Raw genomic sequence first — 25463 nt, 5'->3', positions numbered from 1 at the left:
ATAAAGTTATCTGATAAATCTCATTTAATTTTAATTCAATTAGCCATACATTTTTTCATGGCTTTAGTTGTTGGTATTATTTGCTAGCGGTTGCGTGATAAGCCAGTCGTTTAATGCTCTAGATAAATCGGCAGCAAGTTCGTTAGTGGCATTAGCAAAGCTCTTAGCATTTGCTTGCGCTTTCTTGTTTAAGGTAAATGTTTTAATGGCAACAGCTTGACCACTATTGGCATTTGTTAACGTGAAGCTCACAGATAGAACAACATTGCTTTCATTGTCTTTGATTACTTGAGTCAGTTGATTGAGATTGCCGGTTAAACGATAGTCTGCGTAGCCAATAAAGTTACTCGACACGATATTCTTAAAGCTATGATATTCCTGTAGGCTTTGTAGTAAGTTTTTGCTGAGCATCTGCTCAGGATCAGCTGCCCATAAGTTATGTGTATAGCTTGCTAATTCATAATTGTTTTCACGATAATACATCTGGGTTGAGTTATATGGTTGATCTGCGGTTAAGGGCGCGATAAACAGCGTTAAATCAAATCGTTTTTCAGTTTTTTGAATCACTAATTCAGCGCCAGTGATATTACGGGTCATCTGTAAATTTGGTGCAATAATTTGATATTGTTTAACTTCAGGACTTTTAACTGGGGATAAAATACCACAGCTGGTGATGATGCTAATACTGGTTGCAATGCTTAATATTTTGAGAAATTGAGTGGGTCTATACATTATTGCTCTCCTGGACCAGGCTTCCTTGGCAATTCACCGCGCACAAGGATCGATGGGTTTTGATTCATTTTCTTTAACAGGTCAGATAACTGAACGGATGTTTCATTAATATTGTTAAGCGTTTGCGCAAGTTGAGGTAATAAAATATTATTGACCCCTTGCAGGGTCTGATTATTAAAGCTAGTAATCGACTTGCTAACATCTTCAGAGGCGCGAGCAACTGCTTTTGAACCATGGTTAATGTTATGGGCAATTTGCTCAAGCTCGCTAGAACTTTTGGCAGCATTTTTTAAAATGACCTTTAATGACTCAATACTTTGATGAATATTCTGACTGCTAGTGGCAAGCGAGTTAGAAATATCTTCAACATTGCTAACGATATGGTTGATTTTTTGAACATTGTCATCACTAATGATTTTAGCGACGCGTGTTGAAATCAAAGTGACTTGTTCCGCAACGTTACTCATTTGGTTAACAATATTTGTTAAAAATGAAGGTTTGGTTTTAACCATAGGAAATGGTGGCGCATCTTTGGGTTTAACAATATATCGGTGAGAATTATTTGAAAGGGATAGGGTGATAAATACTTGACCTGTAATCCCTTGTGGCACCAGACTTGCGTAAGTGGTGTTGTAGATTGGAATGCCTTGTTGAATTTGCATCACGACAATGACAGTGCTTGGATTTTGTTTGTCAATATTAATGCTTTCAACTTTACCCACATTGACACCATTATAGTTAATCGCGGCATTGACATTTAATCCGGTCACTGATTCATTAAAGCGTGCGATATAAGTGTCATATTTTATATCCTTTAAACCAAAAGCAAGCCAAAAGCCAATAAAAATCATCACAATGGTGGTAATGATAATAAACAAACCTGCAACAAAGTAACGATTGTTTTTCATGGTTACGATCCTAGTATTGTTTTTCTTCTTTAGTGGTTTTAGCGCCATTAAAGAAGTTATTAAGGTTTTCATATTGTGTCATTTTAGCAGCATTCTCAACGCTATCATGAATAAGAATACGTTTTTGGTCTATATAGACGACTTCATCGACAATGCGCCAAATACTCTCTAAATCATGCGTAATCATGATAATGGATAAGTTTAAATCTTGTTTTAGTTTTAAAATTAATTGATCTAGCTCATAGGTCGAATGTGGATCAAGCCCAGCTGAGGGCTCATCGAGAAATATAATCTCAGGATCAAGTGCTAAAGTGCGTGCAAGTGCGACACGTTTAAGCATGCCACCACTTAATTGCGAGGGATATTTGGCATAAGCATCTTCAGATAAGCCGACCATTTTAAGCTTCAAACGTGCCAGATCAATGACAATGTCGCGACTAAATTTAGTATATTCCTGTAAGGGAAACATCACATTCTCGAGTGCTGTTAAGGCACTAAAGAGTGCACCACCTTGGAACATCATGCCCATGTGGCTCGCAAATTGACGACGTTTGATTTCATCATCACACAAATCAGAAATTTTTTGCCCGAGCAGAAATATCTCACCTTCAGTCACCGGTTGCAGCATGAGTATTTCACGGATCAATGTTGTTTTGCCCGAGCCGCTACCGCCAATGATTGAGGTAATACGGTGAGGATAAATGGTCAGATCCAAATTTTTATGCACCCAGACATTATCAAAACAAGTGCCTAGATTTTTTACTTCGATGATTGGTTGCTTTTTCATGTCTTGCATGATTTATATCCCTACCGCACTAAATAATATTGAGAATAAGGCATCAGTCACAATAATTAAGAAGATAGCGTAAACCACACTTTTAGTGGTTTCCTGTCCAATACTTAAAGAGTTGTTTTTAACAACGGTGCCGCGATAGCAACCAACAGCACCAATAATAATTGCAAAAAAGGGTGCTTTGATCAGTCCTGTCAGATAGTTATTAAATGAAACCGCTGTGGAAAAGCGCTGTAAAAAATCATAAAAACTAATGCCAAGAGAGGTTTTGGCCATAATCATGCCACCGAGACAACTGATAATATCAGCAATAACAATGAGTAAGGGGAGGGAGATCATCATACCAATAATGCGCGGTAATATCAGACGTTTAATGGGGCTGATGCCAAAGGTTTTAAGTGCATCAACTTCTTGCTGGACTTTCATTGAGCCAAGTTCTGCTGTATAGGATGAGGCGGATCTACCAGCAACAATAATTGCGGTAATTAAAGGAGCAAACTCACGTAATAGTGAAATGCCCAAAAGATCGACAACAAAGATATTAGCACCATATATTTTAAGCTGTGAACCGATCTGATAGCAAAGTACAATTCCGATTAAAAAACACAGTAATGATACAATCGGGATGGCTTTAACTCCTGTTTGAATAACGATATCTAGCAATAGGCGCCATTGAGTAGCAAAAGGTGTACGAATGACTTGTAAATAACTCATCACTGTTGCACCAATAAAAGCGATGAGATTTTTACTGTCTTTGATATAACTCGTGGTTTGCTCACCGATTTGATAAACCTTTTCATAAGTATTTAAAGGTTGCAAGCGACTGTCGTAGGAAGTGTAATTTTTATGAACAAGGTCGATCAAGCTTTGTTGAGTATGAGTCGATTTAATGGCAGCCTTCAAAAAAAACAGTTGAATTTTATAGATAAAGTAAGCGCCAGAGATATCTAGCTTTTCAACTTTTTGTGTATCAATACACATAATCTGCTCTTTAATATTTTTGATTTTTGCTAAGATACTTTGATCAAGCGATTGCCAATGCCATTGCCCTGTTAGAGTGAGCGTTTCAGCACTGACATGAAATTTTGCATCGTCTTTATTCATCGTAGTAATTTTTGACTTGCTTTCTTTTTTCATCCTTGGCGCCAACATAACGAACAACTGTTTCAAAGTATAGAGGGTTATCGCTAATATTGGAAAGATTAAAAGGATGTAAAAGAGATTAAATCATAAGAGTAAGTGGATTCATCTTGCAATATTGACTCATCAATATTAAGTGCGTAGGTTTTAATTAATGCTAAGCGGTAAGGTGATGAAGACGCGAGCACAAAATTTTTAGACATAAAATCGTTATTAGCTTTTGATTAATGGCTATATATAGCGCAAAATAGCAACGTTTGAAATAAAAATCGACCAAAATATATGTTGTTGAAAAAAGAAGAAAACTTAAATGGAGGGGGAGTCATGGCTACTGCTTCTAACCCTCTTTACTCACGACGTGAAGAGTTCTTGAATACCCTGACGCACTTTATTGGTGCACTTTTTAGTATCGTGGCGCTTATTGTGATGTTGGTTAAAGCCGCTTCGACAGGTTATACAATTAACGTGGTTGCCGTAATGATATATGGCGTCAGCTTGATCTCAATGTATGGTGCTTCAAGTATTTACCATGGTGTGTCCAAGCCAAAGCTTAAAAGAATATTGCGCAAAGTCGACCATTTGAACATTTATTTCTTGATTGCCGGCACCTATACACCAATTGCATTGATCGCGTTATCAGGCGTTTATGGTTGGATTATTTTTGCGCTTTTATGGGGAGCGGCAATTGCCGGATTTATCTACAAGGTACTGTTCTTTGGAGACGGTTGGTTATCCACGGCACTTTACGTCATTATGGGCTGGACGGCGATTGGTTTTATTGTGCAGATCGTTGAGGCATTACCTGGTGCCTGCTTGATGTGGATTATCTTAGGTGGTGTGCTTTATACCAGTGGTGTTGTTTTTTACATGCTTGACGAGAAAATTGAGTTTTGTCATTTTCTATGGCATTTATTTGTACTAGCTGGCAGTGTTGCACATTTTTTTGCAATCTACCTTTATATTGCGGGGATGAGTTAAGCCTAGACTAATGCTGAATTATATGATTTGTTAACAATGAGAAAAAATATTAATGATAAATGGAATAAGATCACAACAGATGAAGCAAGATGTTAGCGCAATGATATTGGCAGCAGGACGTGGACGTAGAATGAGGGATATGACCAATCACACGCCAAAGCCACTGATTAAAGTCAATGGCAAGTCATTGATTGAATGGCAAATAGAGCGCCTTGTTGCCGCAGGAGTAACCACTATCGTGATTAATGTTGCTTATTTAGCCGAGTTAATTGTCGATGAGATTGGTTTTGGTAGGCGTTGGGGAATAACTATTTGCTACCTGTATGAGCCTTTAGATGCCTATGATACCGGTGGTGGGATTGTTCGAGCGTTACCATGGCTGAGTGACCCCTTTATTGTGGTTAATGCTGATGTGATGACGGATTACGATTTCTCACATATTATTGATCACAGTAAAGCCATGAGATCATTGGCGCATTTAATCTTAGTACCTAACCCTAAACATAATCTAAAGGGGGATTTTTGTTTGGATGGTCAAGGCAATATTATCGATAAAACGGATAAAATAGGTCAAAGTTATACCTATACAGGCATTAGTGTGTGCCAGAAATCATTGTTTGCTGATGTTTATGTCGGAGAGAGTATTTCTCTACCAAGTATTTGGCAGACTTTCATTGAACAAAAAGCAATAAGTGGTGAAGTGTTTCATGCCAATTGGTGTGATGTTGGAACACCTGAGCGTTGGCAGGAGGTCAGTAATGGCTATTAAGCCAGTTATCAATAGTAAAAAAGAGTTATTTGCGTCACGTTTATTCAAAGTTGAAGCGCTGGATTTAACGTTTAGTAATGGTAATACGCGTATTTATGAGCGTATTGCACCAAAAAGTGATGGACACAAGGCGGTATTAATTGTACCAATGCTTGATGATGATACCGTTTTGCTGATTAAAGAATATTCATCGGGTGTTGAGGATTACACTTTGGGTTTTCCAAAAGGTGCGATTGATCAAGGTGAGGAACTCTATCAAGCAGCCGATCGGGAACTGATGGAAGAAGCAGGGTTTAGTGCAAAGCATTATACTTACCTTAAAGATGTCTATTTATCACCTAATTATATGAAGCAGCATATCTCATTAGTTGTTGCGGAAGGCCTTTCAGTCAAAACCGCTCAAGGAGATGAACCGGAAGATTTAGAAGTGGTGCCATGGAAATTGTCAGATATTGATGCACTCATCACGCATCCGCAGTTTATCGAGTGTCGAAGCTTTGCCGCTTTGTTATTTGTCTGGAAAAAGTGGCTAGGAAAATAGTTGGTAATAAAGAAATGAAGAAATAAGCTACGCTAAATTCTTACCTCGCCCCTTGTGGGAGAGGTCGTGTAGCGTAAGCTGCACGGGTGAGAGGTGATTGAAATTCAACTTATAACTATAACTACTTGTGATAAAGCTCATACATTTCTTTGGCGTGTTGTAGTGTCTTATTAGTAATGTCAACACCGCCAATAATGCGTGCTGTTTCATTAATGCGTTCTTCTTTATTGAGTTCGAGCACTTGAGAAATCGTGTCATGCTCAAGATGCTTTTTGCTGATATGTAATTGTTGGTCACCTTGAATAGAAACTTGTGCTTGATGAGTAATACAAAGGATTTGTGCGTTTTTAGCAACTTGCTTAAGAAGCTTACCCACAATCTCAGCCGTGCCGCCACTAATACCGACATCGACCTCGTCAAAGATGATGGTTGGCGGGGCGATTTTTTTCGATGAGACGACATGTATTGCCAGTCCAATGCGGCTTAACTCACCGCCTGAGGCGACCTTATCAATAGGTGCAGGTTGCTGCCCTGGATTAAAGTTAATTAAAAAGTCGCAGTGATCGATGCCATTGGCATGTTTTGTTGGACGTTGAGTAATACGTGCGTAAAACTCCCCCTTTGGGATATTTAGTTGACGAATATACTGTTCAATTTCACTGGCGAATACTTTGCTTGCGGCTTGACGCTTGTTGCTTAGTATCTTGGCTTTGCTAAGATAAGTTTCCTCTAAAAGTGATTTGTCTTTGGTTAATTGCAGAAGTTTTTGCTCATTTTGTGCGTGAGCATTTATTTTTTGCTCAAGCTCAGTAATATGCAGATAAAGCTGTTTAGGGTCTACCTTGTGCTTGCGCGCTAGCTGATATATTTCATTAAGGCGTTGGTCAATCTGTTGTAGTTTTTCAGGATTGATCTCTAAGTGATCTAAAAGGTGTCTTGCCTCATGTTCGGCTTCTTTTAAATAGACTGTAGATTCTGTTAGTAGAGCATAAATGTTTTTAAACGATGGGTTATCGCTATATGCGCTTAATTGATGGATTAGGTTGTCGATTGTGCCTAATAGGCTTTGCTCATTGTCATTGATGCAATCAACGACTTGGGCGATGACCTGAATTTGTGCCTCGGCATTAGCCAGTGATTTGTGTTCTTGATCAAGCTCATTCAATTCATCGGCACTAAGGTTTAATTGAACCAGTTCATCATATTGATATTGCATTAACGCTAAAGCTGTTTTGTCTTTTTCAATACGCTCTTTCTCGTTATTTATGAGTGAATTGATCTCAGATAACTCTTTAAAAATTGCGTTAATTTCATCTACTTCAGCACTTAAACCAGCATAAGTATCAAGACGCATTAATTGATTGGCAGGATCTAATAAACTGTGATGAGCATTCTGGCCATAGATGCTAATTAATTGTTCACTTAATTGTTTAAGCTGTGTTAAGGTCACTAAACTGCCGTTGATAAATGCGCGTGTTTTGCCATCTTTTTGAATCACACGACGCAATAAACATTCATTGTCGTCGATTAGCTCAAAGCTTTTTAATAGCATCGTAGCATTAGGAATTTTACTGATATCAAAAATAGCAGAGATTTCACACGGCTGATCTTTAGTTAATGCAGACTTATCAACACGTGCACCAAGCACGATATTTAGAGCATCTAACAAAATAGATTTTCCAGCACCGGTTTCACCTGTGATCGTTGTCATGCCTGATTTGAAATGGATTTCAGCGTTTTTGATAATGGCAAAGTTTTTGATTCCAAGAAAGTTAAGCATTATTTAGTGGTCTTAAGACAAAGTATGGTAAAAATGTAGCATATCCAGCTCTAAAAAGCTTTTAAAATAACATTGTCTTAAGCGTATTTTTTTGTCATGATGCGTCTTAAGTTTTAAGCGCTTAAAGTATTCAAAATAACTCATATGAGCAAGTTAATCGATATTCCAGTAAAAGTTGAAAGCGGTAAAAAATACCAAACAGATCAAGGCTTTTCAGCAGTCAAAGATGGTATTAAAGATAAGAAAATCAATGAGATTCGTATTCAAAAGCCTGATTGGTTAAAGGTCGCAAAGCAAGATTCAACGAAGACCTATTTGCAAGTGAAGTCATTAACTAAAAAGCATAAATTATCCACAGTATGCGAAGAGGCGAAGTGCCCTAATATTAATGAATGTTGGTCACATGGCACAGCAACCATTATGTTGATGGGTAGTGTTTGCACAAGAGCATGTAAGTTTTGCTCGGTTGATACCGGCAATCCTAAAGGTTGGCTAGATGTTAATGAACCTAAAAATGCCGCTGAAAGTGTCAAGTTGATGGGACTTCAATATGTCGTGTTAACCTCAGTAGATCGCGATGATCTATCAGATGGAGGAGCGGCACATTATGCACAAACCATTAATGAAATAAAAGCGCTTATTCCTGAAATTAAAGTTGAAGCCTTAACACCTGATTTTCAAGGTGATGTTAAAGCAATTGATAAGCTTATTGCGACAGAAGTTGATGTTTTTGCACAAAATGTTGAGACGATTGAGCGCTTGACAACTAAGGTACGTGATCCGCGTGCTGGCTATTGGCAAACGATTAAAGTGCTTGAATATGTCAAATCACAAAAACCTCAGATTTTAACGAAAACGAGTTTAATGTTAGGTCTAGGGGAGACACATGACGAAGTGCTCAAAGCGATGGATGATTTGCGTGCTGCAAAGGTTGATATTTTAACTCTAGGGCAATATATGCAGCCAACAAAACATCATTTAGCGATCGATCGTTTTGTCACACCCAAAGAGTTTGACGATTATCGTCAAATTGGTTTGGGAAAAGGCTTTCTTGAAGTTGCTTCAGGACCCATGGTGCGCTCAAGTTATCGTGCTGATCGCGTCTTTAAACGTAATAATTTAGATTTGTAATTGCTCAATCGATGGTAGAAGGAATTATGCTAATATCTGCCGATGAGTCTATCTGTCAGTACAACCGAGCAATGATCAAGAAAGTCTGAAAGTAAAAGAGCTGTAGAATTAATGGCACTACCTTAAGAAGTAGCTTGTAAATATAGGCTTTGCAACAAATTTAAATCTATCATCCCTGATAAAATGGATTGCCACGCATCCATGCTCGCAATGACACCCTCTGACTCGTCACCCTGAGCCAGGATGGCGTGAGGATCCAATGCGAAGCTGCCATGGATGGTTGGTGATCGAGCGAAAGGTGGTGTCATTAGCTATAGAATATCTTGTGAGAATGCTACAAAAGCCAGTAGCAGTGGTATATAATACGCAGCAGTTTTGCAAATAGTAAAAAGTAAAAAAGCAAAAAAGATATTTAGAAGGAGACAAAATGGCATTATCAGTAGTGATTTTGGCAGCGGGCCAAGGTTCACGCATGTGTTCTAAAAAATCCAAAGTGTTACAAACATTAGCAGGAAAAACCTTAATACGACACGTTGTTGAAACAGTGGAATCACTGCAAGCAGATAATATCATTATAGTGCAAGGTCATCTTGGTCAGCAGGTGCAATCCTCTTTGGAAGATAAAACAATCACATGGGTTGAGCAAACCGATCGTTTAGGTACAGGGCATGCCGTATTACAGGCTTTACCTTATATTGATAAAGAAGACAAAGTGCTAATACTCTATGGTGACGTGCCTTTAGTGTCTTTTGATACCCTTAATCATTTGATTGAAGTGACACGTGTTGATGACCTAGGCATCTTAACAGCAAGTCTTGATAACCCTGTGGGACTTGGGCGAATTTTACGTAATCGCTTTGGTGAAATTGAATCGATTGTTGAAGAAAAGGATGCAACTGACATTCAACGCCAGATTAAAGAGATTAATACCGGTATTTATTGTGTTAGCGGTAAACACCTACACCAATGGTTACCTGCCATTGAAAATAACAATAAACAGAAAGAGTATTATCTAACCGATATCGTTGCCTTTGCTTGTCGTGATAAAGTTAATATTCGCGCCGCACATCCAGCATATAACTTCGAGATTTTAGGGGTTAATACGCGTGCGCAATTGGCAGAACTTGAAAGAATGTGGCAAAAAGCGGTGGCAGAGCGTGTGATGGCAAAAGGTGTCTCTTTAGCAGATCCTAGTCGTTTTGATGTGAGAGGTTCTGTTGATATCGGTGCTGATACGTGGGTGGATATCAATGTATTGATCAAAGGCAATGTTGTCATTGGCGAGGATTGTGTGATTGGCGCTAATTGCATCTTAAAAGACTGTGTGATTGGTAATAATGTTAAGATAAAACCCAATACTATTATCGATGGTGCTGATATTAAAGCCGGTGCTGTTGTTGGACCTTTTGCGCGTATTCGCCCAGGCAGTGTATTGGATGAGGGTGCGCATATTGGTAACTTTGTTGAGATTAAAAAAGCAACGATTGGCAAGGGAAGTAAAGCCAACCATTTAACGTATATTGGTGATAGTACGGTAGGTTATGACTGTAATATCGGTGCCGGTGTCATTACCTGTAATTATGATGGTGTTAATAAACATCAAACGATGATTGGCAATGATGTATTTGTTGGTTCTGATTGTCAGTTGATTGCACCTGTTCATATTGGTGATGGTGCTAATATTGCTGCTGGTTCAACGATCACCAAGGATGTGCCTGAAGGAAAACTGACGATTAATCGAATGAATAAGCAGACCGTTGTCCCAGGTTGGCAGCGACCGGTTAAAAAGTAGCAAATACTATGTAATGAATCAAAAATAAGTTGCACCAGCTAATACCTCTCCCCTTGCGGGAGAGGTCGTCAGCTTAAGCTGCACGGGTGAGGGGTGTAATTGAAGTTCAACTTATTTTTGAATTATTACTATGTTGGGCGTATCGCATACGCCCAACAAACAAAGAACTGTAGGGGCGTATTGCATATGCCCAATAAACAAAAAGCGAGAAAATTATGTGTGGTATTGTTGGTGCGGTTTCTGAGCGCAATGTATTGGCAATTTTACTTGAGGGGCTAAAGCGTCTTGAATATCGTGGATATGATTCAGCGGGTGTGGCACTGTTAGATAATAAAGGTAAAATTGAACGTTTGCGTGCTTTAGGTAAGGTGAAAATGCTGGCAGAAAAAGTCGCTAAAGACAGTGGTTTTAAAGGTTCTACTGGTATTGCGCATACCCGTTGGGCAACGCATGGTGAACCATCAGAGCAAAACGCACACCCTCATGTCAGCCAGTCAGGCAAAATTGCGATTGTACATAATGGTATTATTGAAAACTATATGTCACTCAAAGAACAGCTCATCGCAGAGGGTGTATCATTTCAATCACAAACGGATACTGAAGTGATCGCGCATTTACTAGAGCATCATTGGAATGTTAAAAATGACTTTATTACTAATGTTCAAGCGGTGATTAAGAAGCTTAAAGGTGCATATGGTCTAGCGGTTATGCATGAAGATCATCCACATAGTGTCGTTGTGGTGCGTTCGGGCTCCCCCATTGTGATTGGTTTTGGGATTGGTGAGAATTTTATCTCTTCTGATACCTTGTCATTGTTGCCTGTTACCAATCGTTTTGCCTATCTTGATGAAGGTGATATGGCACTTGTAACACGTGACAAAGTAGAAGCGTATGATCATGAAGGCGCCCAAAAAAACTTAGATATTAAAGAGCTAGACCAAGCTCAAGATGCTGCTGCTAAAGGTAAATATAAGCATTATATGCAAAAAGAAATCTTTGAGCAGCCGCAAGTAATCGCTGATACGTTTGCTAATTGCATTAGTGTTGATAATGAGATTATTATTGAGAAGTTTGGCTTGGAAGCCAAATCACTTTTTGCTGATGTTGAGCATGTTAAAATTGTGGCATGTGGCACGAGCTTCCACGCCGGATTGGTTGCTAAATACTGGATCGAGGAATATGCACAAATTCCTGTTGATGTTGATATTGCCAGTGAGTTTCGTTATCGCCAGAGTGTGGTGCCAAAAAATAGCTTATTTATCACCGTTTCACAATCAGGCGAAACCGCAGATACCTTAGCCGCACTGCGCCAAGCCAAAGTGCTTGGGTTTATGAAAACATTGAGTATTTGTAATATGCCGAATAGTTCAATGGTGCGTGAAGCCGACTTGGTATTTATGACGCAAGCCGGTCTTGAGATGGGTGTCGCTTCAACCAAGGCATTTACCACACAGTTAGTTGGCTTTTTGTTACTTGCTGTTGCCTTGGGTAAATCACGAAAAACATTGAACTTAGAACGTGAGAAAAATATTTTATCATCACTCAAAAAAGCACCTGAAATTGCCAAGAATGTCTTGGCATTAGATGCTGAAATTGAACAGCTTTCTTATGACTTTGTTGAGAAACATCATACATTGTTTCTAGGTCGAGGTGTTCAATATCCAGTAGCGTTAGAAGGAGCACTTAAGCTTAAAGAAATTTCTTATATTCATGCCGAAGCCTATCCGGCAGGTGAGCTCAAGCATGGTCCATTGGCTTTGGTTGATAAAGATATGCCGATTGTTGCAGTGGCACCCAATGATGCTTTGCTTGAGAAGCTTGAGAGTAATTTGCAAGAGGTGCAAGCACGTGGTGGTAAGCTCTATGTGTTTGTTGATCATGCGATTAGTCAGTCATTGCATATTGATTCAAAACATACTTTTATTATTGAGAGTGTGCCAGAGGTGATCTCACCGATTATTTTCACTATTCCATTGCAACTTTTTTCTTATCACGTGGCAGTACAAAAAGGTACAGATGTCGATCAACCACGCAATTTAGCAAAGTCAGTAACGGTTGAGTAATGAATATCTTAGCAATTGACACATCAACTGCGTATTGTTCAGTAGCACTTTTTACAGATGATAAAGAATGCTTTAGCGTAACGCGTCATATCCCGCGCAAGCATAATGAACAACTTTTACCGATGATTGATGAGTTAGTTCAGCAAGCAGGTATAGGAAAAAGAGATATTAACTTACTTGCCTATGGTGTGGGTCCAGGCAGCTTCGTCGGTGTGCGTCTTGCTGCAGCAGCTATTCAAGCAATGGCGTTAACCCTAGATTGTCCTGTGGTTGGTTTTTCATCAATGCAGGCAATTGCGATGAGTGCTTATCATGGCTATAAAGCTGAGCATGTTAGTGTCATACTTGATGCACGGATGTCTGATGTGTATTTTGGGCAATATGTCTGGGATAAAGACTTGCAGATTATGAATGTTACTCAAGAAAAATGTCTGAAAGTCGCTGCATTTAATGATGAGATTGAGAAGCAAAATTTAGGGTTTATTATCGGTGATGTGATAAACAATGTTGATATAGCGCTCAATGCCATAGATTACTGTCCAGATGCCAGTTTGCTGCAAGATGTAATTCGATATAACTATCAACAGTTGAAAAATCATAAGACTCAAGCTATTGTTCAACCCATATATCTTCAGGGTACGTCTCAGTGGAAAAAGTTATAACCTCAAGGAAGGGCAATTAAATCAAACGCAATTAGATGCTTTGCTAGGTAACTAACCTTTCAGTTTTATATTATCCTTATTGAGTTGAAAGCCTAACTTCTCAAGGTTTTGAATTTCAGGATTCTCCTTTAATGATGTATAAATTTCATCAATTTCTTGTGCCTTTTGCTGTTGAATAACCTGCGCGGGTGTTACTTGTGGTTTTTCAACAGTATGCTCAGCTAGTGATATAGCTGCATCTACGGTTGATTGCTTTGTGATTTTCTTATTAGTTGCAGCTAATGTGACGTTAGTATTTGCTTTAGTAGATACTTGCTCTTGATTTAAGTGGCTAAAAACCACCTTGATATTACCTCCTTGTTTAAGGCGTAAAGCATTTTCAATTTTCTTAATTGCATTTGTTGTAATGAGTGCTTTAACCGAATCAGCAGTTTGTAATGTATAGATATTATCGGTGTTATCAAGCAAACTTGAGTTTAAGACAATTTGTAATGTTGTGCCTTTAAGTCCAAGGCTTTGGCTTAGGTGATACCAATCAATTTTGCTATTTTTGCTATTTTTGCTATTGTTGATTGCTCTTGTATTATTAGTGTTTTCAACAATAGTGTCACTCTGTGCCGTAGCTTTATGATTATCTACTGCTTCTACTTCAATTGTTGCGTGGTTAATACTGGGGTTTGACTCTTCAACAATAATTGGCTTGATAGATTTATTAAGTGCTTCACCTTCTGTCACAAGGTTTGGTGCTATAGTTTTATCCGTAACAGGCGCAATAACAGTTGATTCATTCGATTGGCTAACAGAATGGGGTTTACTTGGCGCTGCAAGTGCTTTTTTAAGTGCGCTTAAATCAGGTTTTTTGTTTAAGCTTGATACTGTTTTTGTATTTGTCAGTGGTGGCGTTTTGTTTGCCGTATGTGATGCGGGCAGTAAATCCAGTGAAAAAGCGCACAAACGTAATAGTGCCATACCTAATCCACATTGGGTATTTGGGGCTAAATGAATATCTTCTTTGGCTTTAATCGTCAGTTGATAATAAAGTTGTAATGTATCTTTACTGTAATGTTCTGATATGGTTTTAAGAATTTCATCTGAGCAGGGGGTGCTTGATAAATTCTGATAGCTAAAGCCAGTGAGACTTGCGTAATAGAAACATTCTGCCAGAGCGTTTAATACCGATTGAGGCGATTTACCCGCGAGAATGATTTCATCTGAATAGTCAATAATGGCATGAGTATCTTCCTCTAATAATGCAATAACCAGTTTATCAATCATGTCTTTATCAACAATGCCAAGCATCGTTTGCACAGCATGCGTTAGAATTTCGCCTTTACTATAAGCAATCGATTGGTCGGTTAAACTCAGTGCATCACGCATACTACCATCAGCAGCATGGGCGATAATTTTTAACGCATTTTGTTCAAAGGCAATTGTTTCAAGTCCAAGAATGTCAACGAGTTTTTGCTCAATTTGCGTCTCACTTAAGTGTTTTAAGTTAAACTGCAAACAGCGAGATAAAATCGTGATGGGGAGTTTATGTGGATCAGTTGTTGCTAACAGAAACTTAACGTGCTCAGGTGGCTCTTCAAGTGTTTTAAGTAATGCGTTAAAGCTATGTTGTGACAACATGTGCACTTCATCAATGAGATAAATCTTGTATTTACCTTGGCTTGGCATATATTGCACATTATCTAGAATATCACGCGTATCCTCAACTTTTGTGCGCGAAGCCGCATCAATTTCAATCAAATCAACAAAGCGACCTTGTTCAATAGCAAGACAATGCTCACATTGACCACAAGGGTGGGAGGATACGCCATTTAAGCAATTCACTGATTTTGCCAAAAGCCGCGCTAAGGATGTTTTACCAACACCTCGGGTTCCGCTGAAAAGATAAGCGTGATGTAAGCGATTTTGATCCAATGCGTGGATTAAGCTATTTAAAACATGTTGTTGACCGACAACTTCGGAGAAGTTTTTAGGGCGATATTTGCGGGCTAAAACCTGATAAGACATCTGTGCACTTTGCTAACTCAAATTACCAACTAGTATAACGACAACCTTGCCTAATGCACAGTGAGTTTATCAGTTTTTATGCTGTACATTTTTGTGAAATTCTTGGATCATAGACGGCGTAAATAGTAAAGATAAAAAGGGTTACTGTGAAGTTCGTAGATGAAGCCGTGATTACCGTGCATGCGGGAAAGGGTGGCAATGGTTGTGTGAGTTTTCGTCGTGAGAAATATGTCCCAAAAGGTGGACCTGATGGTGGTGACGGCGGGCATGGCGGCAGTGTATTTATGTTGGCAGATGAGAATGTTAATACATTGATTGATTATCGCTATCAGCGTAATTACCAAGCGCAAAGTGGCAAACCTGGTGAAGGCAAGAAGTGTGCCGGTAAAAAGGGTGAGGATTTATATCTTATCGTTCCTGTTGGCACGATTGCTTATGAGGCAACCACCAATCAAAAAGTCGGTGAAGTACTTAAAGATGGTGATGTGTTAAAGCTTGCACAAGGTGGGCGACGCGGTATTGGTAATGTTCATTTCAAGAGCAGCACCAATCAGGCGCCAAGACAGTTTACCTATGGTGAAGAGGGTGAATCTTTTGAGATTCGCTTAGAGCTTAAACTGTTAGCTGATGTTGGTTTATTGGGTTTGCCCAATGCAGGTAAATCGACATTGATTCGTGCAGTGTCTGCAGCAACGCCAAAGGTGGCTGATTATCCATTTACCACAATGTATCCTAACTTAGGTGTTGTGCGTGTTGGGCAATATGAAAGCTTCGTTATTGCAGATATTCCTGGGGTTATCGAGGGAGCTGCTGAAGGTGCCGGTCTTGGCTTGAAGTTTTTGAAGCATTTAACACGTACCAAGTGTGTGTTACATATGGTTGATGTGTTACCGGTTGATGGCTCAGACCCGATTGAGAATTATCATAAAGTTGAGAATGAACTTAAAAAATACAGTGAAGCATTGTACCAAAAACCACGTTGGTTAGTGCTCAACAAGATTGATCAATTACCTCAAAATGAAGTTGATGAAATCTGTGATCATATATTGCAAGGCATTGGTTGGAATAAAAATGAGCCTTACTTCTTTATTTCCGGAATGAGCGGGCAGAATACCGAAAAAATGTTGCAAAAAATTATGACAATGCTAACGTCAAAGGACTCTTGGAAATAGATCCTCTCAAAGGAGCTTATGTGATGAAAAAAATAAAAAAAATAGTCGCATTAAGCACGGCAGTTCTTGTATTGTCAGGCTGCAGTGCAATTAATCAATTCTTTAATGGTCAACAGCAAAGTGCGCCAGTAACCAATATCCCAACACAGCAAACCTATTACACGGTACAAGTGAGTGATTCGTTATATGATATATCACGGCGCTTTAATGTCACTGAGAGAACACTTATCTTATGGAATAAGCTTAAATCGCCTTATGTGCTCACACCTGGAACCACGATTCGTGTGGGGCCTTTGCCGGGTGAGAAAATTCGGCGTGATGGGCAGACGTATACATACCAAGATGGTGTATTAGTACCCATGGGCAATGGACCGGCAATGGCTGCTAGTTCAATTGGCACAGGCTCTAAAGTTTCGGCCGTCACAGGGTCGGCTAATGCCTCTAACCAACATCTAAGTAATATCCCTGTGATTGATCCTAGTGCGGCTCCTGTAGCGCAAACCCAAAGTGCGCAGTCATCACCTGAGGCAGTAAATGCGCAAGGTAAAGCGATTAATCAGGATAAAGAGCTCGATATGCATGATTTAGCGCACAATGATGATAATGTAAGTGTTGCGACACATCATATTGCCAAAAGTAAAACTGGGTTTTATATTGTGCAATCAGGTGACTCTTTGCTTGAGATTGCGGTTGCCAATGACGTGAGCTTATCTGATATTCAGGCATGGAATGATATCAAAGAGCCGAGTATGATTTACGTTGGTGAAAAGCTGCGTGTTGTTGCACCTGAGCATCATTCATCAGCTGAACCAAGCACTGTGGCAATCAAAAGTGAAGTGCATGAGTCGGTGGTCAAAGCCAAATCAGTTAAGACTGAAACAGTTGAAGTAAATAAAGAAAGCAAAAAAAGCAAAACAAATAAAATAAATAAAACGAGTAAAACAGCTGAAGCAACGACAGCAACCGTTGCAACACCTGTGCTAGACGAAAAAACCAAGATCAAACCAACTACTTCTAAAGCTTCATTACCAACTGGTAAAACGGTTGCCGGTATTTCATGGCAATGGCCATTAAAAGAGGCGGGTAAATTTGATAAGGATGGTATTGATCAACAACGTGAGATTGATGTGCCACAAGGTACTCAAGTCTATTCAGCTGCCACAGGCAGTGTGCTATATGCAGGTGTCGGTATGGGGGGCTATGGACAAATGGTAATTGTTAGCCACAAAGATGGTTATATTTCAGCGTATAATAATTTAAACAGCATTAATGTCAAAGAGTCGCAAGATGTGACACAAGAAGAGCTTCTGGGATCAGTTGGTAAATTTAATGGAGCCAGTGCATTAGGCTTTGAAATTCGTCAAAATGGTAATATCGAGAAGCTATCTCAATTTTATGCATTTTAATTACCCCTCACCCGTGCAGCTTATGCCGCACGAGCGATCCCGCAAGGGGGGAGGTAATAATCAATACGTAGGGACGTATTGCATACATCCGATGAACATATGCATTTTAATTACCCCTCACCCGTGCAGCTTAAGCCGCACGACCTCTCCCTCAAGGGGAGAGGTAATAGTCAATACGTAGGGGCGTATTGCATACGCCCAATCAATAGGAGTTGAGCTAATGAATATACGCAAAGAAACCGATAGCATAGGCGAAATCGAAGTTGATAACAGTAAATACTGGGGTGCGCAAACCGAGCGTTCGTTGATCCATTTTTCGATTGGGCAGGAGCTAATCCCACATGAGGTGATTAAAGCAATTGCCATTTTGAAAAAAGCAGCGGCAATGGCAAATTTTGATTTAGGTATTTTGCCAGAGGATAAAAAAGCGCTGATTATGCAAGTTGCCGATGAAATTATTGATGGCAAACATGAAGATCAATTTCCCTTGCATGTATGGATGACCGGTAGTGGCACGCAATCAAATATGAATGTCAATGAAGTGATCTCAAATCGGGCGATTGAAATCGCAGGTGGCAAGCTTGGTAGCAAAATGCCCATTCATCCCAATGATCATGTGAATATGTCACAATCTTCAAATGATACTTTTCCTACAGCGATGTATATTTCAGCAGCAGTGGCGGTTAAGAAAACATTAATTCCTGCGGTTAAGCTTATGCATAAAGAGTTAACAAGAAAAGTTAAAGAATGGGACAACATTGTCAAAATTGGGCGCACGCATATGCAAGATGCAGTACCATTAACTTTGGGGCAGGAGTTTTCAGGCTATGCTGAACTACTACAGCAGGATATCGCCCGTTTGGAGCATGCTTTAGTAGATGTTTATCAATTAGCGATTGGTGGCACTGCCGTGGGTACGGGCTTAAATGCGCCAAATGGCTTTGATGAAAAAGCGTGTCAATATATTGCTAAAATTACGGGATTGCCATTTGTCTCAGCACATAATAAATTTGCCGTACAAGGCTCACATGATGCATTGGTTGCATTGATGGGGCAGATCAAAGTGTTGGCAAATTCATTATTTAAAATTGCCAATGATATTCGCCTTTTAAGCTGTGGACCGCGGGCGGGATTTCATGAATTGCTTATTCCATCTAATGAACCGGGGTCTTCAATTATGCCAGGCAAGGTCAACCCAACACAGTGCGAGGCAATGACGATGGCATGTGCGCAAGTCTTTGGGCTTGATGTGGCGGTAACCATTGGTGGTAGTGCCGGATATTTAGAGATGAATGTTTATAAGCCGATGATGATTTATAATATTTTGCAATCGATTAATCTTTTATCGGATTGCTCAATCAACTTTACACGGTTTTTACTTGAGGGTACCAAACCGAACAAGAAAAAGATCAATGAGTATTTGCGTAATTCTTTAATGCTCGTAACGGCATTAAGTCCAGTGATCGGTTATGATAAAGCATCACAATTAGCCCATTATGCCGATGAGCATGATACGTCATTAAGTGAAGCGAATCAGGTATTGAAGTTTCTATCACAGTCTGAGTTTGATCAAGTGGTTGATCCGTATAAAATGGTTTAATTTATTGAGTTATTTGCTTTTGCGATCTACAATGTAGATACATTAAGTTTTTTGAGGATAAATAATGCAAGTTTATGTAAAAAAATGGGGAAATAGCGCGGCAATCAGACTACCAGTTAGTTTAATGAAATCAATTTCGATTGATGTTGATTCTGAGGTCAATATTACTGAGGATAAGGGGCGTATTATCATTGAGCCTGTGAAGAAGAAAAAATATATATTAAATGACCTGCTTGCTGGAATTACAGAGGAAAATATGCAATCTGAAATTGACTTTGGGCGTGAGATAGGTAATGAGAAATGGTGAGATACGTCCCTGATGCCGGTGATATTGTTTGGCTTGATTTTGACCCACAAATGGGGCGTGAACAAAAAGGACACCGTCCTGCGTTGGTGATTAGTCCAAAAGCATATAATGTTAAAACAGGTTTGATGCTCTGCTGTCCAATGACAACTAAAATTAAGGGGTATCCATTTGAAGTTGCTATTGCTAGTGAAAAGAAAAGTGTGATATTGTCAGATCAAATCAAAAGTTTAGATTGGCAACAGCGTAATGCAAAATTTAAGGGGAGAATCTCCGTTGCTGAGTTGGAAGATGTTTGCGATAAGATTAAAGCCATTTTACCGTTTTAATGATAGTTATTTGCTTTTTTTATTCTTTGTTATTTTTATTTTATTACCACTGCAATCTCTATATGCCAATACAACTCGAGCCTTTACAGTGGTCTCACTATCACCCAATACCACAGCAATTATCCATGATGTAATTAAAGAAGCAACGAAAGAGAATACCAAGGGGCAGGTTAATACCAAACTTATCGGCAGTATTTATTATGCTAGACAGCCTAAATACTATGAAAATTACCAGAACATTGGTTCCTTTCAAGCGCTTAATGTGGAGAAGATTATTAGCTTGGCACCTGATTTAGTGATTACGTGGGCGGGGCAAACGCAGCCGCAAGTAACTGCCTTACTTCAACGCTTTGGCATTAAAGTGGCAGTTTTTAATGCCGATAATCTTGAGTCATTAGCCGCATCATTTGCTGATATCGGCGTAAGTATTCAACTCAAAAATGCAGGGATTGCATTACAGAAAAGCTTTTTATCTAAGCTTTGGACGATCACTAAGCAAAAATCTGCCACGCTAGTATTAAAGCAGCATAAACCAACTGTATTATTACAACTATCCACGCAACCGATTTTTGTTGCCGGTGGCAGTGGTGTTTTAAATGATATTGTCACGCAATGCGGGGGTGTTAATGTATTTAAAGATATTGATAAAGTAAGCTTTCAAACAACTATTAATGCCATTGTTGAGCGTAATCCTAACGTAATTATTATGTTATCAAATACATCTAAATGGCATAATGACCAAACATCGATGTGGCAGCGTTGGCAGGATTTGCAAGCGGTCATAAATAAACAAGTGTTTCAGCTGCCATCTAACGGAATATCACAGTTTTCTCCACAAATATTATCAGGTGTAAAAAACATCTGTGATATATTAAGCGCCGCAGATTAGTTTTGTAATGATGTATAAATAAGTTGCATCAACTAATACCTCTCCCCTTGTGGGATCGCTTGTGCGGCTTAAGCTGCACGGGTGAGAGGGATTGACACTCAACTTATTTTTGATTCGTTACTTTTACTATTATTCTGCAAGAAAATAACAGGAGGATGATTTATGTTACATAGTGCTTTTTTTGGGGAGATGCTCGGTTGTCTTGTATTGATATTGCTAGGTGGCGGTGTAGTTGCTGGTGTTTTATTAAAACAATCCAAAGCAGAAAATAGCGGGTGGATCGTTATTACCGCAGGTTGGGGATTTGCGGTGATGATGGGCGTGTTTGTCGCTCAAGCGGCTGGCTCACCACAAGCGGATATTAATCCTGCGGTCACCTTAGCCAAATATTTATTAGGTGGTATTTACCCATCATTTGGTCAAGTGCTGTTACTGTGGATTGCACAAGTGATTGGCTGCTTTTTAGGAGGGGTTCTTGTTTGGCTTGCGTATTATCCACATTGGCAATATACCGATAATGCACATTTTAAATTAATGGTGTTTTCAACTTATCCGGCGATGCGTCACAAGGGCAGCAATTTTGTAACGGAATTAATTGCAACCACTTTACTTATTGTATTTGTTGGCGCATTGATTAGTTATGGTAATCAATTACCCTTTGCCAATGGCTCATTACCTTATGTTTTTGGTTTTGCGATTTGGGGGATTGGTTTATCTTTAGGAGGTCCCACGGGCTATGCGATTAATCCGGCACGTGACTTAGGGCCAAGAATTGCGCATGCTTTGCTACCCATTAAAGGCAAAGGCTCCAGTGACTGGAGCTATGCATGGGTGCCTATATTAGCCCCCTTAGCAGGAGCAATCCTTGGATTTGTATTCATTCGTTTGTTTATGTTTTAATATCATTGCTTGGTTGGTAGTAGAGGGAAGGTGCTGCATAAAGATATAAGAGAGTAATTCGGGCGTTGAGGTCAATAGAAATTGCAACTCATATTTGGTGTAGAAGTTTAGACCCGACCTGACATTTGCCTATTTTTCAAATGCGATTTTTGTCAGATATGCTTAAGCATTTCAATCTTCTTTTTTCAGTGATTTTTCCCATCAATAAATGTAGCAATTGCTTTCAACTTTAAGGCAATGTCACCCTTAATGAGAGATGAGCGTATGGAATTGCCTGTTACCCTATCTGTTTTGGTATGATTACACTACTTATTCGTGATAGTATTATATCCATTATAATTGATCGATTGCATAACCACTAAGGCAAACCTTATGGGTGCTCACGACCTACAATTTCGTAAAGCTTTCTCAGATCCAAATATGTTTAAAGTGGCATGTGAAATCTATTTGCCCGAAGACATTAAAAAGAAGCTTAATTTTTCAACTCTGAAATTAAGACAAATGAGTGGCGCGTTTATTCGTAACCTTATCATACTGCAATACAATATTGACCCTGATAAAGATGCAAATCTATTTGAGCAGTTAAAGGAAGAAATCGGCGATATTGTTTATAGTTGCGAAACATATGACAATGCCGAAGTGTTGTTAATTGCCCATAGTGAGCATCAAAGCACACCAGATAAGCACTATCCTTTGCGTAATGCATTATATGATATATCAGCACTGAAAGATTTTGTCGAAACTGAAAAACCAGACAAATACCCTTTAGTTGTAAGTTTTCTTGCATATCATGGCAAGCCTTCACCATACCCTTATCCAACTGATATTATTGAAAATTTTGAGCATCAGGAATTAGCGCAAAAGTATTTTCTAAAGCCGATTTTGATCGATTATCGACAATCAGCTGATGAAGAGTTGCTGGATCACGGTGAGATCTCTGGTCTTGAAATTGCTTTAAAGCATACCTTTGATGAACAGGTTGATGATAGTGTCATCAAAAACTTAATGCAAGGATTGCAGAAATGCACTAAAATTGAATTAAGACGTGACTGGTGGATGTATGCATTGCGATCATGGGAAACCTCAGCAGACACGATGATTAAAGAATATAAAGAAACCTTAAATGAAGAGGAAACTTTCGTTATGACAGCAGCACAACAACTCGTAGAACGGGGTGAATTAAAAGGCAAACAAGAAACAGCACGTAACCTACTAGCTTTTGGCGACTCTAGCGATAAAGTTGCAAAAGTGACAGGACTTGATCTTGATACTATATTGAAATTAAGAAATGAAATAGACAGTAAGACTCAACACTAAATTACCATTTTTTTAACCACGATCGTGGTCTCAATTGCTTTCAACTTTAAGACAATGCCATCCTTAATGAGAGATGAGCGTATGGGATTGTCTGTAACCCTATCTTGAGTTTCCATGCGCAACATAACTTTTACCTCCCCAATTAAGTTTTGGTCAAATATTAGCCCATGCGTTGCGCTGCAAATGTAAAATATCGCTATTTCCTTTCAGGCACTATTTAAAGCATATTAAGCGTGTTAAAGGTGTAGATGGGTATATATCCCGCGTGAGCTAAAGCACTAACCCAGCAATTAGCGCTGACAAGAAACTAACCATAGTAGCACCAAAGACTAAGCGCCAACCGTGGCGTGAGACAAACTTAGCACGCTCGCCATTTAGAGCCGCAACCGCGCCAACGATTATGCCAATGGAGCCAAAGTTAGCAAATGACACAAGGAAGATCGAGATAATTGCAATGCTATGCGTTGAGAAATGTGCTAGTTGATCTTTTAATGATAACATTGCAACAAATTCATTAGAGACAAGCTTAGTTGCCATAATGCCGCCAGCTTGGACAATTTCATTGCTCGGAATACCAAGAAGCCAAGCAATTGGTGAGAACACATAGCCTAATAGTGTTTGGAAGGTAATGCCAAAGATGCCGTTAAAGATACCATTGAGCATTGCCAATAATGCAATAAAACCGATAAGCATTGCACCAACAATAATAGCAACTTTAAAACCATCAAGGATGTATTCACTAAGCATTTCAAAAAAGGCTTGTTTTTTATCAGCGTGTAAGCTCATATCCTCAAAGCTTTGTTCTTTTGAGTAGTCATAGGGGTTTAAGATATGCAAGACGATAAAGGTGCTGAGCATATTTAAAATCAACGCCGCAATGATGTATTTAGAATCTAATATTTGCATATATGAACCAACAATGCCCAAAGACACGGTGGACATTGCTGTGGCTGCCATCGTGTACATTCTGCGTTCTGAAATTTCAGATAGAATATTCTTATAGGCAATAAAGTTTTCAGATTGTCCCAAGATCAGTGAGCTTAGTGCATTGAAAGATTCAAGTTTACCCATGCCGTTGATTTTGGACAAAAGCCAGCCGCCACCGCGGATAATAAGTGGTAAGACTTTTAAGTATTGCAAGATACCGATTAAAGCCGATACCAAGACAATTGGCATTAACACGTTAAAGAAAAATACGAAATTTTCAGGAACGACAGAACCAAACACGAACTTAGTACCTTCCATCGCGTATTGCATGACATAATCAAAGCCACTGGAAATGAACATAATAATATCAGCGCCGACGGCAGATTTTAATAAGAAATAGGCAACAATAATTTCAATAATAATCAGTTGAACGATAAAACGTGCTTTAATGTTCTTACGATTCATGCTAGCAAAATATAAAATGACCGCAACGATGATCAATGCCAGTAAAAAATGTAGAATTTTTAGCATGATATGATGACTCCCCTTTGGTTAGTTTTAGGCAAACGGGCGCATCTTAATACTTTTGAATTAAAATGTCATGTAATTTACGAATTTCAAATTGAAGCAATTGACCAACTAGCGCGAACCATTTACCATTGTCTATCATTTTGTTTTATAGATAATAATTGCTTCATGTATATCACACTTTTTATAAAAAAAGATTGCCCGTATTCGCATAGCGCGCGTATTGCCTTGGAAGAAAAACGTATGAGTTTCAAGGTGGTTGAGTTGGATGAAATCATTGATAAAGAAATGATTTTAGAATTAAACCCTGAAGGAACGTTACCCATTTTAAAAGAGCGTGACTATGTCATTTATGATCCTGAGGTGGTAATGCTTTATATTGATGAGCGTTATCCAGCACCTTCATTGCTGCCGAACTATCCGGTTGAGCGTGCACGTACGCGCTTGGCGATGACACGAATTGATCGTGAGTGGTATTCATTGCTTAACTTCATTTTGTGCGGTACGGATCAGAAAAAAGTTGAAGAAGCGAAGGTGGCATTGGTTGATAGCTTTAGAGCGATTGAACCGATCTTTTCAGAAAATGAATTTTTTATGTCAGATTCAATGACTTTGGCGGATTGCTCACTGGCGGCATTATTGCATGCCTTGCCGGCACAAGGCATCCCACTTGATGAATCATTAGGGGATATCACAAAATATGCTGAGCGTATTTTTGCGCGTGAATCATTTCAACGCACATTACCAAAACAGGTTAAGAAAGTTTACCGTCGTCACTAGGAGTTC

Annotated in this window: 23 protein-coding genes; 16 read left to right on the top strand and 7 right to left on the bottom strand. The window is 39.1% G+C overall.

The annotated features are described in order from the left end of the window. Window positions 1-63: 63 nt before the first annotated feature. Genes ACZ5V8_RS06975 through ACZ5V8_RS06960 form a run of 4 tightly spaced genes read right to left on the bottom strand, consistent with a single transcriptional unit; the run spans window position 64 to window position 3570 of the window. A complete protein-coding gene (locus tag ACZ5V8_RS06975; RefSeq protein WP_464217209.1) occupies window positions 64-732 on the bottom strand; it encodes an ABC-type transport auxiliary lipoprotein family protein in 669 nt (222 codons plus the stop codon). After that, window positions 732-1640 carry an MlaD family protein gene (locus ACZ5V8_RS06970; RefSeq protein WP_440616575.1) on the bottom strand — a complete coding sequence of 303 codons (909 nt, stop codon included), beginning with the start codon at window positions 1638-1640 and terminating at the stop codon, window positions 732-734. The genes ACZ5V8_RS06975 and ACZ5V8_RS06970 overlap by 1 nt, the downstream gene beginning before the upstream one ends. A 10-nt stretch (window positions 1641-1650) precedes the next feature. Beyond that, window positions 1651-2436, bottom strand: coding sequence for an ABC transporter ATP-binding protein (locus tag ACZ5V8_RS06965; protein WP_464217208.1), 786 nt, complete (start codon window positions 2434-2436; stop codon window positions 1651-1653). A 3-nt stretch (window positions 2437-2439) separates the two neighbouring features. Next, on the bottom strand, window positions 2440-3570 hold the full coding sequence (locus ACZ5V8_RS06960) for an MlaE family ABC transporter permease (RefSeq protein ID WP_464217207.1): 1131 nt from the start codon (window positions 3568-3570) through the stop codon (window positions 2440-2442). A 327-nt stretch (window positions 3571-3897) separates the two neighbouring features. On the opposite strand from ACZ5V8_RS06960, the gene trhA reads away from it, so the two are divergent. The 3 genes from trhA to nudE are packed head-to-tail and all read left to right on the top strand — an operon-like array spanning window position 3898 to window position 5861. Next, window positions 3898-4551, top strand: coding sequence for a PAQR family membrane homeostasis protein TrhA (trhA, locus tag ACZ5V8_RS06955; RefSeq protein ID WP_464217206.1), 654 nt, complete (start codon window positions 3898-3900; stop codon window positions 4549-4551). Between the two features lie 52 nt (window positions 4552-4603). Beyond that, a complete protein-coding gene (locus tag ACZ5V8_RS06950) occupies window positions 4604-5320 on the top strand; it encodes a nucleotidyltransferase family protein (RefSeq protein WP_464217205.1) in 717 nt (238 codons plus the stop codon). Continuing rightward, complete coding sequence (nudE, locus tag ACZ5V8_RS06945) at window positions 5310-5861, top strand: ADP compounds hydrolase NudE (RefSeq protein ID WP_464217204.1); 552 nt, start codon at window positions 5310-5312, stop codon at window positions 5859-5861. The genes ACZ5V8_RS06950 and nudE overlap by 11 nt, the downstream gene beginning before the upstream one ends. A 121-nt stretch (window positions 5862-5982) precedes the next feature. Here nudE and recN read toward each other — a convergent pair whose 3' ends face one another. Next, window positions 5983-7641 (bottom strand): DNA repair protein RecN, encoded by a 1659-nt coding sequence (recN, locus tag ACZ5V8_RS06940; protein ID WP_464217203.1) that lies wholly within the window; start codon window positions 7639-7641, stop codon window positions 5983-5985. 144 nt (window positions 7642-7785) lie between these two features. Between recN and lipA the strand changes: the two genes are divergently transcribed. From lipA to tsaB, 4 genes are all read left to right on the top strand, one after another. Next, window positions 7786-8772 carry a lipoyl synthase gene (gene lipA, locus ACZ5V8_RS06935; RefSeq protein ID WP_464217202.1) on the top strand — a complete coding sequence of 329 codons (987 nt, stop codon included), beginning with the start codon at window positions 7786-7788 and terminating at the stop codon, window positions 8770-8772. 427 nt (window positions 8773-9199) lie between these two features. Beyond that, window positions 9200-10564: a bifunctional UDP-N-acetylglucosamine diphosphorylase/glucosamine-1-phosphate N-acetyltransferase GlmU gene (gene glmU, locus ACZ5V8_RS06930; protein WP_464217201.1), complete on the top strand. Its 1365-nt coding sequence runs from the start codon at window positions 9200-9202 to the stop codon at window positions 10562-10564. Between the two features lie 215 nt (window positions 10565-10779). Further along, the gene (gene glmS, locus ACZ5V8_RS06925) at window positions 10780-12627 is read left to right on the top strand and encodes a glutamine--fructose-6-phosphate transaminase (isomerizing) (RefSeq protein ID WP_464217200.1); all 1848 of its coding nucleotides are present in this window, start codon (window positions 10780-10782) and stop codon (window positions 12625-12627) included. Beyond that, complete coding sequence (gene tsaB / locus ACZ5V8_RS06920; protein ID WP_464217199.1) at window positions 12627-13289, top strand: tRNA (adenosine(37)-N6)-threonylcarbamoyltransferase complex dimerization subunit type 1 TsaB; 663 nt, start codon at window positions 12627-12629, stop codon at window positions 13287-13289. The genes glmS and tsaB overlap by 1 nt, the downstream gene beginning before the upstream one ends. Window positions 13290-13340: 51 nt before the next feature. Here tsaB and dnaX read toward each other — a convergent pair whose 3' ends face one another. Further along, complete coding sequence (gene dnaX, locus ACZ5V8_RS06915) at window positions 13341-15305, bottom strand: DNA polymerase III subunit gamma/tau (protein ID WP_464217198.1); 1965 nt, start codon at window positions 15303-15305, stop codon at window positions 13341-13343. A gap of 146 nt (window positions 15306-15451) precedes the next feature. Here dnaX and cgtA point away from each other — a divergent pair, with 146 nt between their 5' ends. From cgtA to ACZ5V8_RS06875, 8 genes are all read left to right on the top strand, one after another. Beyond that, window positions 15452-16477 (top strand): Obg family GTPase CgtA, encoded by a 1026-nt coding sequence (gene cgtA, locus ACZ5V8_RS06910; protein ID WP_464217197.1) that lies wholly within the window; start codon window positions 15452-15454, stop codon window positions 16475-16477. A 23-nt stretch (window positions 16478-16500) separates the two neighbouring features. Beyond that, a complete protein-coding gene (locus ACZ5V8_RS06905) occupies window positions 16501-17883 on the top strand; it encodes a LysM peptidoglycan-binding domain-containing protein (RefSeq protein ID WP_464217196.1) in 1383 nt (460 codons plus the stop codon). 220 nt (window positions 17884-18103) lie between these two features. Continuing rightward, window positions 18104-19483, top strand: a complete 1380-nt coding sequence (gene fumC / locus ACZ5V8_RS06900; protein ID WP_464217195.1) for a class II fumarate hydratase — start codon at window positions 18104-18106, stop codon at window positions 19481-19483. 64 nt (window positions 19484-19547) lie between these two features. Further along, window positions 19548-19790: an AbrB/MazE/SpoVT family DNA-binding domain-containing protein gene (locus tag ACZ5V8_RS06895; RefSeq protein WP_464217194.1), complete on the top strand. Its 243-nt coding sequence runs from the start codon at window positions 19548-19550 to the stop codon at window positions 19788-19790. Further along, a complete protein-coding gene (gene mazF, locus ACZ5V8_RS06890; RefSeq protein ID WP_464217193.1) occupies window positions 19784-20116 on the top strand; it encodes an endoribonuclease MazF in 333 nt (110 codons plus the stop codon). The genes ACZ5V8_RS06895 and mazF overlap by 7 nt, the downstream gene beginning before the upstream one ends. Beyond that, window positions 20079-21005, top strand: coding sequence for an ABC transporter substrate-binding protein (locus ACZ5V8_RS06885; RefSeq protein ID WP_464217192.1), 927 nt, complete (start codon window positions 20079-20081; stop codon window positions 21003-21005). Before mazF ends, ACZ5V8_RS06885 begins: the two co-directional genes overlap by 38 nt. A 162-nt stretch (window positions 21006-21167) precedes the next feature. Next, window positions 21168-21905 carry an MIP/aquaporin family protein gene (locus tag ACZ5V8_RS06880; protein WP_464217191.1) on the top strand — a complete coding sequence of 246 codons (738 nt, stop codon included), beginning with the start codon at window positions 21168-21170 and terminating at the stop codon, window positions 21903-21905. 372 nt (window positions 21906-22277) lie between these two features. Then, window positions 22278-23222: an Rpn family recombination-promoting nuclease/putative transposase gene (locus ACZ5V8_RS06875; RefSeq protein WP_464217190.1), complete on the top strand. Its 945-nt coding sequence runs from the start codon at window positions 22278-22280 to the stop codon at window positions 23220-23222. A 270-nt stretch (window positions 23223-23492) separates the two neighbouring features. Here the strand turns inward: ACZ5V8_RS06875 and ACZ5V8_RS06870 are convergent, their stop codons facing one another. After that, a complete protein-coding gene (locus ACZ5V8_RS06870; RefSeq protein WP_464218724.1) occupies window positions 23493-24683 on the bottom strand; it encodes a NupC/NupG family nucleoside CNT transporter in 1191 nt (396 codons plus the stop codon). Between the two features lie 162 nt (window positions 24684-24845). Between ACZ5V8_RS06870 and ACZ5V8_RS06865 the strand changes: the two genes are divergently transcribed. Continuing rightward, window positions 24846-25457, top strand: a complete 612-nt coding sequence (locus tag ACZ5V8_RS06865; RefSeq protein WP_283156695.1) for a glutathione S-transferase N-terminal domain-containing protein — start codon at window positions 24846-24848, stop codon at window positions 25455-25457. Window positions 25458-25463 lie beyond the last annotated feature (6 nt).

Source organism: Cysteiniphilum sp. GTC20157, assembly GCF_055396795.1.
Note: the sequence above shows the minus strand (reverse complement) of the source record. Positions and strands in the feature narration are given on the sequence as shown.